This window comes from Nocardia tengchongensis (assembly GCF_054781395.1).
On the sequence record NZ_BAAGUM010000006.1, the window covers coordinates 2,042,402 to 2,055,621 of the forward strand.

The 13,220-nt window shown below is 67.2% G+C and carries 11 protein-coding genes; 5 read left to right on the plus strand and 6 right to left on the minus strand.

Annotated elements, in window-relative coordinates; translation table 11 throughout:
• Positions 1–27: 27 nt before the first annotated feature.
• Positions 28–1,716 (plus strand): ABC transporter family substrate-binding protein, encoded by a 1,689-nt coding sequence (locus ACYVKL_RS20460; RefSeq protein ID WP_379165341.1) that lies wholly within the window; start codon positions 28–30, stop codon positions 1,714–1,716.
• A gap of 8 nt (positions 1,717–1,724) precedes the next feature.
• Positions 1,725–2,369, plus strand: coding sequence for a hypothetical protein (locus tag ACYVKL_RS20465; protein WP_379165342.1), 645 nt, complete (start codon positions 1,725–1,727; stop codon positions 2,367–2,369).
• 10 nt (positions 2,370–2,379) lie between these two features.
• Here the strand turns inward: ACYVKL_RS20465 and ACYVKL_RS20470 are convergent, their stop codons facing one another.
• Entirely contained in the window at positions 2,380–3,132 is a 753-nt protein-coding gene (locus ACYVKL_RS20470; RefSeq protein ID WP_379165343.1) for a lysophospholipid acyltransferase family protein, read from the minus strand.
• A gap of 167 nt (positions 3,133–3,299) precedes the next feature.
• Between ACYVKL_RS20470 and ACYVKL_RS20475 the strand changes: the two genes are divergently transcribed.
• Positions 3,300–4,844 carry a Rieske 2Fe-2S domain-containing protein gene (locus tag ACYVKL_RS20475; RefSeq protein ID WP_379165801.1) on the plus strand — a complete coding sequence of 515 codons (1,545 nt, stop codon included), beginning with the start codon at positions 3,300–3,302 and terminating at the stop codon, positions 4,842–4,844.
• Between the two features lie 60 nt (positions 4,845–4,904).
• Here ACYVKL_RS20475 and ACYVKL_RS20480 read toward each other — a convergent pair whose 3' ends face one another.
• Positions 4,905–5,834: a DMT family transporter gene (locus ACYVKL_RS20480; protein WP_379165802.1), complete on the minus strand. Its 930-nt coding sequence runs from the start codon at positions 5,832–5,834 to the stop codon at positions 4,905–4,907.
• Positions 5,835–6,023: 189 nt separating this feature from the next.
• Between ACYVKL_RS20480 and arfB the strand changes: the two genes are divergently transcribed.
• The gene (gene arfB / locus ACYVKL_RS20485; RefSeq protein ID WP_379165344.1) at positions 6,024–6,452 is read left to right on the plus strand and encodes an alternative ribosome rescue aminoacyl-tRNA hydrolase ArfB; all 429 of its coding nucleotides are present in this window, start codon (positions 6,024–6,026) and stop codon (positions 6,450–6,452) included.
• Here the strand turns inward: arfB and ACYVKL_RS20490 are convergent.
• From ACYVKL_RS20490 to serS, 4 genes are all read right to left on the minus strand, one after another.
• A complete protein-coding gene (locus ACYVKL_RS20490; protein WP_379165345.1) occupies positions 6,449–6,703 on the minus strand; it encodes a hypothetical protein in 255 nt (84 codons plus the stop codon). The two genes, arfB and ACYVKL_RS20490, sit on opposite strands and share 4 nt — an antisense overlap.
• A 122-nt stretch (positions 6,704–6,825) precedes the next feature.
• Complete coding sequence (locus tag ACYVKL_RS20495) at positions 6,826–8,142, minus strand: MFS transporter (RefSeq protein WP_379165803.1); 1,317 nt, start codon at positions 8,140–8,142, stop codon at positions 6,826–6,828.
• Positions 8,143–8,191: 49 nt separating this feature from the next.
• On the minus strand, positions 8,192–9,985 hold the full coding sequence (locus tag ACYVKL_RS20500; RefSeq protein ID WP_379165346.1) for a putative bifunctional diguanylate cyclase/phosphodiesterase: 1,794 nt from the start codon (positions 9,983–9,985) through the stop codon (positions 8,192–8,194).
• Positions 9,986–10,135: 150 nt separating this feature from the next.
• Positions 10,136–11,395 (minus strand): serine--tRNA ligase, encoded by a 1,260-nt coding sequence (serS, locus tag ACYVKL_RS20505; protein WP_379165347.1) that lies wholly within the window; start codon positions 11,393–11,395, stop codon positions 10,136–10,138.
• Between the two features lie 154 nt (positions 11,396–11,549).
• Here serS and ACYVKL_RS20510 point away from each other — a divergent pair, with 154 nt between their 5' ends.
• Positions 11,550–13,139 (plus strand): GMC family oxidoreductase, encoded by a 1,590-nt coding sequence (locus ACYVKL_RS20510; RefSeq protein ID WP_379165348.1) that lies wholly within the window; start codon positions 11,550–11,552, stop codon positions 13,137–13,139.
• The last annotated feature ends 81 nt before the right edge of the window (positions 13,140–13,220 follow it).

The following is a 13,220-nucleotide window of genomic DNA, read 5'->3' on the forward strand; positions in this document are numbered from 1 at the left end:
GCAGAACTCCAACGGAAGGAGCAACCGGTGAGGATTCGCTCGATCGGAACGAAGCTCGCGGTCCCACTGGTCGCGGTGGCCCTGGTGGTGACCGGATGCGGTGGCAGCGACGACAACACCGCGCAGGGGAAGGCCGAGCTCGGCACCACCAGCGATATCAATCCGCACGATGTCGCGGATCTCAAGGACGGCGGCAACCTGCGGCTGTCCATGTCGGCGTATCCCGCGAACTGGAACACGCTGAACATCGACGGCAATGACGCCGAGATCATGGGCGTCGAGCGGTCCATGATGCCGCGCGCCTTCAAATCCGATGCGTCGGGCAACCTTTCGATCGACACGAATTACTTCACCGATGTCCAGCTGACGAACACCAACCCGCAGCAGGTCACCTACACGATCAACCCGAAGGCGATCTGGTCCGACGGATCAGCGATCACCTGGGAGGACATCGCCGCTCAGGCCAATGCGCTCAGCGGTCGCAACAAGGAATTCCTGATCGCCAACAACTCGGGCTGGGACCGGGTCGAGAAGGTGGAGCGCGGGACCGACGACCGGCAGGCCATCCTTACCTTCAACAAGCACTTTGCCGAGTGGAGAGGGCAGTTCGCGGGCAACTCCTTCCTCTACCCCAAGTCCGTGACCGGCACGCCGGAGTCCTTCAACAAGGGCTTCGTGGACGCCATCGGCGCGACCGCGGGACCGTTCATCGTCCAGTCCACCGATCGCGGTCAGGGCCGCATCGTGTTGGGCCACAACCCGAAATGGTGGGGTGACACTCCCAAGCTGGACACCATCACGTTCAGCGTGCTGAACGATCAGGCAACCATGCCGGCCCTGCAGAACAACGAGATCGACGTGGTCGGTATCGGCTCCCGCGACGATCGCAAGACCGCGGAGAACACTCCGGGCGTTGTCATTCGCCGCGCACCCGGTAACTCGTGGTCGCACATCACCTTCAACGGTGCGCCCGGTTCGATCTTCGCCGACCCCAAGCTGCGCGTGGCGATCGGCAAGGCCATCGACCGGCAGGGCATCGCCACCGCCATCCAGACCGGTCTGGTGATCGACCCCAAGCCGCTCAACAACCACATCTACATGGCGGGACAGAAGGGCTACCAGGACAACGCTCCGGCCTTCGATCCGACCGAGGCCGCCAAGGAACTCGACGACCTGGGATGGAAGGTGCCGGCCGGCGGCGGCACCCGCGAGAAGGACGGCAAGAAGCTCGAGATCCGCGATGTGATGTACAACGCCGACACCTGGGTGCAGATGGCACAGATCATGCAGCAGAACCTTGCCTCGATCGGCGTGAAGATGAACATCGAAACCAAGCCTGGTCAGGATTACTTCACCAAGGTCATCCAGCCCGGTGATTTCGATATGGCGCACTGGAGTTGGATCGGCGACCTGTTCCCGCTCGGCAGCATCGACCAGATCTGGGGTTACCACCCGGACGCCAAGGATGTGCAGGGCAATTACGGCCGCATCGGCTCGCCCGAACTCAACGACCTGATCGAGAAGACCGTCTCCGAGCTCGACCCGGAAAAGGCCATCGAACTGGCCAACCAGGTCGACAAGGCAGTCTTCGCGGAGGGCCATTCCCTGCCGCTCATGCAGTCGCCCGGCAACGTTGCTGTTCGCGCCAATGTCGCCAACTACGGTGCGGCCGGTCTGGCCAGCCTCGACTACACCAAAATCGGCTTCCTGAAGTGAATTCCCGGATGGGCCATCCCCTGGCCTATCCGGCGCTCGTGACGATCGGGACCCTGGCGATCACCATCGCCTGGGTCCCGTTCGCTGATCCGGAGCAGGTGGCCATGTTGGGGACGGTGGCTGCGATCATCCTCGGGTACACCGGGTTTCGGTTCGCGGTTGCGCTCGGGGTTCTGCCGGCAGGGCTGCGGGGTGGGAGCGATGAGCGGCAAGTCGCGGTGCGGCGGGTGCGGCAGCAGCATCGGTTGGAGAGTCGGTCGTGGCTGGAGTTCGCCGCCGAGGGGAAGAATTGGTGGCTGCCGGTGTATTTCGATCCGGCGCTGGTGACGCTTACGCCGACAACGGCCGAAACTGGCGGGCGCACAGTGTCTGTTGATGGGCGACGGATGTATCCGGCTGGGCGAGTTCGGGATTCGGAGCCGGTTGGGCGGCTGATCGATAATCCGGAGCGGGCGGATCCGGAGGCGATCGGGCGGACCGGGGTGGGGCGGAGGGTGCTGTTGGATGCGCAGGGCGCGGTGGTGGGGCCGTTCGCGGGGTTGCTCTGGGTTTATGTGGCGGGGGGTGGGGTGGGGGCGTTCGTGGCCGCCACCATCGTGGCGGCGGCCACGGCCACCTGGCTGTCGGCCGTGCGCGGGTCGGACCCGAGCTAGGCGGTTCGCTCTAGTCGGCGGTCGGCTGCGAGCGGCGAGCGGCCTTCTGCTCGGCCTCGTCGCGGTCCATCTCGTTGGCTTCCTCGAGGGTGGGGGCGCCGCCGCCCAGGCGGGACGGGACCCAGTAGGCGCCCGCCTCGTGGGTGTAGTCCTTCTGCAGGTCCAGCAGCATGTCCGACATGGTGGCCTTGAGCTGGTCGGTGAGGGCCGAGGCGGGCTCGAAAGGCTGGATCGGCTTGCCCACCGCGATGGAGATGGGGGTGTTGGTGCGGCCCAGACGCTTCGGGTGGCCCTTCGTCCAGACGCGCTGCGCGCCCCAGATGACGATCGGGATGATCGGGACGCCGGCCTCCAGGGCCATGCGGGCCGCGCCGGACTTGAAGTCCTTCAGCTCGAAGCTGCGGCTGATGGTGGCCTCGGGGTAGACGCCGACCAACTCGCCGGCCTTCAGCCGGGCGACAGCCTCGTGATAGGAATCCGCGCCCGCGGACCGGTCCACCGGAATGTGCTTGAGAGCACGCATGATCGGGCCGGTGACGGCGTTGTCGAAGACTTCCTTCTTCGCCATGAAACGGACATAGCGCTTCGTGGTCCGGGCGGGCAGTCCCGCGTAGGTGAAGTCCATGTACCCGGTGTGGTTGATCGCGATCACCGCACCACCGGATGCCGGAATGTTCTCGTCGCCCTTGATGGCGAACTTCAGACCCTGCAGCGCGAAAACGGTGCGGGCCAGCCCGATGATCGGGTAGTAGACGGGTTCCACAGTTCCGCTAGCGTAGTCGCTGCTCGCGTGGCATCCAGTGATGCAGGTAACAACGGCGCAATTGCTGTGACTTCCCGACACTGGAAGATGAGGGTTGCTGCATCGGTGACGCCTCCGGCCAGCCAGTACTGTGGGTGGCTGGTAACGGTCAGGGAGGAATGAAGCTCGTGCAGATCACCAGCGTCGGACACGCCGGATTCCACATCCGAACCGCGGCCGGAACGATCCTCTGCGATCCGTGGGTCAATCCGGCCTACTTCGGATCATGGTTCCCGTTCCCCGACAACACCCAATTGGACTGGGACGAGCTCGGCAACTGCGATTTCCTCTACGTATCGCATCTGCACCGCGATCACTGGGACGCCAAGCTGCTCGCGGACAAGATCAACAAGGACACCACCGTCCTGCTCCCCGACTACCCGGTGCCGGACCTCAAGCGTGAGCTGGAGGCGCTCGGGTTCACCAAGTTCGTGGAGACCGAGGATTCGGTCAAGACCACTGTCACCGGTCCCGGCGGCGACCTCGACATCATGATCATCGCGCTGCGCGCGCCCGCCGACGGACCGATCGGCGACTCCGCGCTCGTCGTCGCCGACGGGGAAACCGTCTGCTTCAACATGAACGACGCGCGACCCGTCGACATGGACGTGCTGCACGACGCCTTCGGGCACGTGGACATCCACCTGCTGCAGTACTCCGGGGCCATCTGGTACCCGATGGTGTACGACATCCCGGCCAAGACCAAGGCCAACTTCGGCAAGCAGAAGCGGCAGCGCGGCATGGACCGCGCCCGCTCCTACATCGAACAGGTCGGCGCCACCTGGGTCGTCCCGTCCGCCGGACCGCCCGTCTTCCTCGACGACGAACTGCGCTACCTCAACGACGATCGCGGCGACGAAGGCAACATCTTCCCCGACCAGATCACCTTCCTGGATCAGATGAAGATCCACGGCAACGAGGGCGGACTGCTCCTCATCCCCGGCTCCACCGCGGATGTGCGTGGCAAGGAACTCACTTCGCTCACCCACCCCGTCGACCCGGACACCATCTACGGCGACAAGGCCGCCTACATCGAGGACATGGCGCAGCGCCTGGCACCGGTGCTGGCCGCAGAGAAAGCCACCTGGGCGCCGGCCGAAGGCGAACCGCTGCTGCCCGCGCTGAAGGCCAAGTTCGAGCCGATCATGAAGCAGAGCGACCTCATCTGCGACGGCATCGGCTACCCCGTCGGACTGGTCATGGGCGACGAAACCGTCGTCCTCGACTTCCCCAAACGCGAAGTGCGCCTGCCCATCGAGGGAGAAGGCAAGTACCGCTACGGATTCCGCATCCCCCCGCAGCTGGTCCGCACCGTACTGCGCGACGACGAACCCGACTGGGTCAACACCATCTTCCTGTCCACGCGCTTCACCACCTGGCGCATCGGCGGATACAACGAATTCCTCTACACCTTCTTCAAATGCCTCACCGACGAGCGCATCGCCTACGCCGACGGCTGGTTCTCCGAAGCGCACGACGACACCGCCTCCACCGAACTCGACGGCTGGGAAGTCCAGCGGCGCTGCCCGCACCTCAAGGCGGACCTGTCGAAATTCGGTGTGGTGGAAGGCAATACGCTGACCTGCAACCTGCACGGGTGGCAGTGGGACCTGGAATCGGGGCGTTGCAAGACCTCCAAGGGCCACGAGCTGCGCTCGAAGAAACTGGTCTGATCCGGTGATCGCGGCCGGTACCCGGTACCGGCCGCGATCTTCGATCCACGAATACCCGTGTCACACACGGGATCTGGCGGCGATCGCCACCGCCACGAAGGTCAGCGCACAGCCCGCGACAGCCAGGGCCGAGATACCGAGACCGGTCGGCGCGACCACATCCAGCACCACCGATGCGAGCAGCTGCCCGGCCACCGAGCTGAGCCCCAGCAGCAGCACGCCGATCCAGCGCACCACGGCCACGGCCAGCGCGACGAACGAAATCCCGATCAGGCCACCCAGATACAACCAAGGCTCGGTGGGCGGCGTGTGCAGGCCACCGCGCCGGACCAGCACCACCGTCTCGATGACGACCAGGGCCGCCGTGCCCGTCGCGAAATTCGCCAGCGTGGCCGACAGCGGTCCGCCGACCGCACCCACCCGGCCGTTCACCGCCTGCTGCCACGCCACCAGCACGCCCGCGATCAGGGGCAGGACCACCAGGAGCACCGAAGCCGCGGAGTACGAGCCGGAATCCGTACCGCTCCTGCCGACCACCGCGAGCAGGACCGCGACCAGACCGAGCAGCGCGGCGCCGACCCGCAGAGCCGTCACGGGCGTCGGCCCACCCGGACCCCAGCCCAGCCGATCCACCACCAAGCTGCTCGCCAGCTGCCCGGCCACCGTGGCCACCGTGAACGCCGTGACCCCGATGGTCGCCACCGTAAGCCCCTGACACGCAACGAAATACGCGCCCGATAGCCCGCCCAGCAGCTGCCACCAGCGCAACTCCCCGCTGTGCAACGCTTCCCGGACCTTCCCGACACCCGCGCGCAAACGCCCGCTGCCCGCGAAGACCACGGCCAGGATCAACAGCCCACTACCGAAACTGATGGTCGCAGCGGCGATCCCGTCCCCCAGCCGATGCCCCAGCTCACCGTTGATCCGCGCCTGCACAGCCACGGCCGCGCCGATGGAACCCCCGAACCCCAACCCCACCCACCGACGCATCGCCACCGCCCGATTCTGCTCTCATCGTGCGCGTACGCGACCGACCGGCCGGATCGTGAGCGCGGCGGCCCGGTTCTCGGATTCGATGCGCGCCCGGATGCAGGCGACCGAGTACCGATCACGCCACTGGTAGGGTCCGGGAAGAGGGGGCTAGTCGGCTCGCGGAATCGGAAAGTGCGGCTTCGGATCATGGCGGAGGACCTGACCGTGACTCGGGGGCTGGTGATACCCGCGTCCGAGTTACGCGAGCGGTTCTCACGGTCGTCCGGTCCGGGAGGGCAGCACGTCAACACCACCGACAGCCGGGTGGAACTGTCGTTCGACCTCGCCAACTCGCCCTCGGTACCGGAGGGGCTGCGCACCCGGATGCTCGACCGGCTGGCCACCCGCCTGGTCAACGGGGTGCTCACGATCAGCGCATCGGAGCAACGCGCACAGCTGCAGAACCGCGCGGCCGCCCGCGAACGCCTGGCCTCATTACTGCGTGACGCCGCTGCCGCCCCGCCACCCGTCCGCCGCGCCACCAAACCCTCGCGCGGAGCCAAGGAACGCCGCATCGCCGCGAAGAAGCGGCGCGGCGTCACCAAACGCAACCGCCGGGCCTCCCCGGACGACTAGCTCACGTCGTTCGTCGTCCGGTGGAAGCAGTCGGGGATCATAATCGCGCACGCGATGGTGCCGGCGATATTGAGGGCCGCGTCCAGCCCGGCCGAACCGGTCGTGATCGGGAAGGTCGAGCCCGTGGACGAGCCGGACGCCGCGACCGGGGCGGCCGGAGCGTCGATGAGCGGGAGCGGCGCGGCCCCCGCCTGGCCGGCTCCGACAGTCAGTGCCGTGGCAATGCCAACCGCCGCAATGAGAGTGCGCATGCGAGAAACCCTTCGATCGAGCGTGCGGCCGGACCTCTCGACCGCCGCCCCCAGAAAGTTAATCGCTTCCATTTCGAAATGACCCTGGAACCCGCACCCTCGCGGGCCCCGAATTCCAGGGGCTAGTCGTGCTCGGCCGCAAGAGATCTGGTGTGGGACTGGAGCGGAAGCCAGGTCGGGGTCAGGGCGGCGGCCAGGAGGAGGGGGATACCCAGCGCGGCGATCATGAACGGTAAGGGGAGCCAGGTGGTGGCGACTGCCGCGAATGCGAAGACCAGCAGGGCGATCACCTCGGTCAGGAATCCGGCGACCGAGGTCACCGTGGCGCGGGCCGGGCCGGTGATGGCGTCCTGGAGGCGGGCCGAGGCGATAACGTCGGCGTTGTAGTCGATGCCGTAGGCGATGCCCAGGGCGGAAAAGCCCACGGCGGTCAGGACATACAGGGCGGTCGGGTGAGTTGCGGCCGAGCCGGCCACCAGGGCACCGGCGATGAACAGGACACCGGCCACGGTCAGGGCCGACGCCATGACGCGGGCGGACATTCGCTCGGTGCGGCCGACCAGCATCGCGCTGGCCAGGGAGCCTGCGACCGTGACGCCCACCAGGACCGCGGCGAGCGAGGGGCCGGCACCGGCGTGGTCGGCGAGCAGCGAGAAGTACTCGTCGAAGGCGGTGATGCCGTTCAGCAGGGCAATGAGGATTACGCCGCGACGGATCAGCCTGACGCGCAATGCTTCTCGCAAGCCGGTGCGCAGCATGGTCAGGTAGCCGCGCGGTGTCGAATCCGGGTCGGGCGGGTCGGATGCCGGGTCGGCGGGGTCCTCCAGATCGTCGATCTCGGTCGTGGACACCGACTTCGGCGCGCTCGGCAGCGCGGCCGCGGTCAGGGTGTGCACAGCGGCGATCGCGACGCTGGACCAGGCGACCAAGGCATAAGCGCCCCAGGCATACAGCGGAGCTGCCGCGAGAATGCCTGCCAGCGCGGCCGCTTCGGTGGCGGCACGGACATAGCCCATCAGGCGCGGGTATTCCGCGGTCGCCTCGCGAGCGCGCAGGTCGTCGTAGATCAGCGCCTCGAAGGTGCCCGATCGGAGTGCGCCGGATGTACCCCAGAGCACGAAACCGGCCGCGAAACCCAGGTAGGACGGGTACAGAGTCCAGACCGCGAAGCCCGCCGCGAGGAGCGCGCCGGACAGCACCAGCAGGCCACGTCGCGAAACAGTGTCGGCCCAGGCTCCGGAGGGGATCTCCAGCAGGAACGCGGTGGCCGACCAGATCGCGAACAGCGAAGAGATCTGCGCGGCGTTCAGACCGTGGTCGGCGAACAGCAGGGCGTAGATGGCGTAGAGCGGGATCAGGTCCGCGGTGAACGCGAACAGGACCGCACGAAGGGTGAACCCGCGAGTCGAGCCCGCACGCTCGGTGCGAACCCTGGGCAGAGCACTACGAAGGACGAATCAACAGGCGTAGATCAGCATCCGCATGCGATCAACTCTGCGCGCCGGGCGTACCACCGTCAACCGGATTATCGAGCGGGATCCAGCCGTTGTTGGAAGGCTCGCCCTCCGACACCGACGCGCCGACCAGGCCGGGGCGGTCGTTGAGGTCGTTGATGAGCTCGGTGACCGGGTGTGAGTCGTTGTAGTGGTAGCCCTGGGCGAGGGCGAAACCGAGCTCGGTGAGGACCGCGGCCTGGTATTCGGTTTCCACGCCCTCGGCGATCACCTGCAGGTCGAGGGACTTGCTCAGGGCCGCGATCACGCCCAACAGCGGCGGGGCGGGGGAATCGGAGCGGATGGACGCCACGAAGGACTGGTCCACCTTGAGGATGTCCGACGGCAGCGTGGCCAGGCGGCTCAGCGACGAGTAGCCGGTGCCGAAATCGTCGATGGCGATCCGGACGCCGAACTCGCGCAGCCGGTGCAGGTTCGCGATCGCGGTCTCGGATTCGGCGGCCAGCTCGCTCTCGGTCACCTCGAGCACGAGTTGCTCAGCGGGCCAGCCGGTTTCCTCGAGAATGCCGGAAACCCGGGCGGCGTACTCGGTCTCGGCCAACTCCAGGCCGCTCACATTGACATTCAAGGTCAGGTCGAGCTGAGCGAACGTCTCCTGCAGGCGGGCGGCGTCGGCGCAGGCGCGGCGCAACACCAGCTCGTCCAGATCGGAGATCAGGTCGTATTCCTCGGCGACCCGGATCAGGCCCTCCGTGGTGACCTCCGGCTGCGCATGAGAAGACCAGCGCAGCAAGGCTTCCACACCGACCGCGCGAGTGTCGCCGTCGGAGAGACTCACGATCGGCTGATACTGCACGTCCAAGGTGCCCCGGTCGATCGCCTCACGCAGCTCCACCGCCAACGGCAACTGCCGCGACGACTCCAGCACCGTGCGATTACGGCCCGCCTGCTTCGCCCGATACAGGCCCACATCCGCGCGCGACACCAGCAGCGACCCGGACTCACCCGGCTGCCACGACGTCACACCCGCCGAACAACCGGTGGTGACGGCGGCGCGCAGCTCCTCGGTCAACAGGATCGCGGCCTGCTCGGTGGTGCCGGGCAGCAGCAGCGCGAACGCGTCACCGCCGTAACGGGCCAGACGCTGATCCGGCGCAAGCAGTTTCGACCAGGTGTCGGCCACCCGCTGCAGCACGGCGTCACCGGCCCGGTGACCCAGATGGTCGTTGATCTTCTGGAAGCGATCCAGGTCCACCAGCACCAGGGCCAGACCCTGACCGGTACGGGTGGCGTGCGCGATGGCATTGCTCAGCGCGCGGTCGAAACCGCGGCGATTCAGCAGACCGGTCAGCACGTCGATGTCGGCGTCCGACGCCATGCGCGTCAAAATGCCGACCACGATGCCGATTCCGAAGGTGATGCCCGCCGGAATGATGCCCGACCACCACGGCAGCCCGCGCGACGGCACCACCCACAGGCAGCAGGCGATGGCGAACGCAAGATGCCCGCCCAGCCAGCGCCAGGAGAAGAAGATCGCGGCGTCACAGGCCACGAAGACATAGAACGCGGCCAGACTGATCGCGCCGACCGTGTTCGGAAACCAATGCACCGCAACGGTCACCAGCACCGTCGCGGTCGCCACGTAGGCGTGATGCACCGAATGCGGCAGCCGCGGACCCCAGATGAGCAGACTGATACCCAGCAGCAGCGCCACGAACGCCGCCGCGCCCACCAGCGGCCGATTACCCTCATCACCCGGAGCGACGGCGGTCAGGGCCAAACCCAGCAAGCCACCCATGACGTAGAACGCCCCGGTGGTCCGAGCCATGACCATTGCCGTCGCCAGCGCCGATGCCGCCCGGACCCGGGTTCGGGTATCGCCGCGAGACCCGATTCCTCGCACGCTGCCCAGCCTAGCCACAAGCCCAGCCAGCGGTAGACACATCCGGCGGAATAAGCCACGCCGAGTAGCGAATACTCAGCGGGGCTCCAAAACCTCGGTGCCGACGAAAGGCACCAGCGCAGCGGGCACTCGCACCGAACCGTCGGATTGCTGATGGTTTTCCAGCAGCGCGACAATCCACCGAGTTGTCGCCAATGTGCCATTCAGCGTGGCGGCGATCTGCGGCTTACCGTTCTCGTCCCGATACCGGACATTCAGGCGACGGGCCTGGAACGTTGTGCAATTCGAGGTCGAGGTCAGTTCGCGGTAGGTCTGCTGGGTGGGAACCCAAGCCTCGCAATCGAATTTGCGGGCCGCCGAGCTGCCCAGGTCACCTGCCGCCACATCGATGACCCGGTAGGGCACCTCGATCGCGGCCAGCATCTCCCGCTCCCACGCCAGCAGGCGCTGGTGCTCGGCGTCGGCCTGCTCGGGGGTGGTGTAGACGAACATCTCCACCTTGTCGAACTGGTGCACGCGGATGATGCCGCGGGTGTCCTTGCCGTAGCTGCCCGCCTCCCGACGGAAGCACGACGACCAGCCGGCATAGCGCTTCGGACCCGCGCTCAGATCCAGGATCTCGCCCGAGTGATAACCCGCCAGCGGCACCTCCGAGGTACCGACCAGGTACAGGTCGTCGTCCTCCAGGTGGTAGACCTCGGCGGCGTGCTGCCCCAGGAAGCCGGTTCCCTGCATGATCTCCGGGCGCACCAGCACCGGCGGGATCATCATGGTGAAACCGTTGGCGGTCGCCTTCTGCGCGGCCAGCTGCAGCAGGCCCAGCTGCAGCAGCGCGCCGTACCCGGTGAGGAAGTAGAACCGCGAACCCGACACCTTCGCGCCGCGCTCCATGTCGATCACACCCAGCGACTCACCCAGATCCAGGTGGTCCTTCGGCTCGAAATCGAACTCACGCGGGGTTCCCACGGTCTCGAGCACGATGTAATCGTCCTCGCCGCCGGCGGGCGCACCCTCCTGCACCACATTCGACAGGGCGCGCTGCGCGGCGTCGAGATCGGCGTCCGCGGCGTTCTCCGCCGCCTCCGCCTCCTTCACCTTCGCCGACAACTCCTGACCGCCCTGTAGCAGCGCCGGACGCTCCTCCGGGGAAGCCTTGCCGACCTTCTTGCCCAAGGCCTTCTGCTCGGCACGCAGATTGTCGGCCGTCGCCACCGCGGCGCGACGGGCGGCATCCGCCTCGAGCAGGGTATCCACCAGGGACGGGTCCTCACCGCGAGCACGCTGCGACGCACGGACCACATCCGGGTTTTCCCGCAGGAATCGAAGGTCGATCATGGCTGTTCAGCCTAGTGGGAGGGCGCTACCGGTTTTCGTGTAGGTCCGATCAATTCATCCACCCCACGACCGGGTGATTTCCGCCATAGGGTTGACCCGATGGGACGGCAGGAGTCCGGCAGTGACTCCGCCGTGGTCTTTCCGAGGAGTCACCATGCCCCAATACACCCCGCACACCGCCGATTTCGTCGTGGTCGGAGCCGGATCGGCGGGGGCCGCACTGGCCGCGAAACTCAGTGAGCGACCCGGCGTCAGCGTCGTGGTCCTGGAGGCCGGCGGCGAGGACACCGACAAATTCGCGCACATCCCCGCCGCGTTCAACCAGCTCTTCCAAGGCGACAACGACTGGAACTACCGCACCGAGACCCAACCCGAACTCAGCAACCGGCGCGTGTACTGGCCGCGCGGCAAGATGCTCGGCGGATCCTCCTCGATGAACGCCATGATGTGGGTGCGCGGCTTCGCCGCCGACTACGACGAATGGTCCCGCTACGCCGGACCCGAATGGTCCTTCGAGCAGGTGCTGCCCTACTTCCAGCGGATCGAGACCGTGGAGGAAGCCGCCGAACCCGGCGAAGGCCGCAACGGACCGCTGCACATCTCCCGCCAGCGCAGCCCGCGCGCCCTCACCCGCACCTACCTGCAGGCCGCCGCCGAAGCCGGATATCCGGTGGAACGCGCCAACGGCGATCGGCCGCAAGGGTTCTCGCAGACCATGGTGACCCAGAAGCGTGGCGCGCGCTGGAGCACCGCCGACGCCTACCTGCGGCCCGCCCGTCAGCAGGGCCGCAACATCACCGTCGTCACCGACGCGCACGCCACCCGGGTGCTGTTCGAAGGCACCCGCGCGATCGGCGTGGAATTCCGGATCGGCGGCGAGACCAAGCAGATCAGCGCCAAACGCGAGGTCATCCTGTCCGGCGGCGCGATCAACACGCCGCAGCTGCTCGAACTGTCCGGCATCGGCGACGGCGACCGGCTGCAGGAATTCGGCATCCCTGTGGTGCGGCACCTGCCCGAGGTCGGGCGCGGCCTGCGCGACCACCTCGCGGCCCCCATCGTGTACCGCACCACCGGCGGCAGCCTCTACGGCGCGGACAAGAACCTGCTCGAACTCGCCAACTACCTGCTGCTGCGGCGCGGCCAGCTCACCTCCAACATCGGCGAGGCGTACGGGTTCACCCGCAGCCGCGAGGACCTCGACCTGCCCGACCTGGAACTCATCTTCGCGCCCGCCCCCTACATCGCCGAGGGCCTGGGCGAACCGGACGGACACGCGCTCACCTTCGCCGCGGTGCTGCTCAAGCCGGAATCCATCGGCAGCGTCTCCATCATCTCGCCGGATCCGTTCGTCGCGCCGCGCATCAACCCGCGCTACTGCGCCGAACCCGCCGACCGAGCCGCCCTGCTCGCGGGCCTGCGCACCTGCGTCGAGATCGCCGGCCAGCCCGCGCTGAAGGAACACATCGGTGAGCTCATGCAGCCCGCCGTGCCGTCCGACACCCCGATGGACGAAGTGCTGAGCCGCTGCCTCGAGGACCACTCGCACACGCTGTACCACCCGGTCGGCACCTGCGCGATGAGCCGCGACGAATCCAGCGTGGTGGACCCGCAACTGCGGGTACGCGGCATCGAAGGCCTGCGCGTGGCCGACACGTCGGTGATGCCGGTGATCACCCGCGGCCACACCCACGCCCCCGCGGTCATGATCGGCGAGAAGGCGGCGGACCTGATCTTGTCGTGACGTTGACCTGATCTTGTTCGGCGCGGCGCACGGGGTGCGAAGCCGGTGGTTCGTGGCACCGGCAGGGTGGCGCTGCAATGA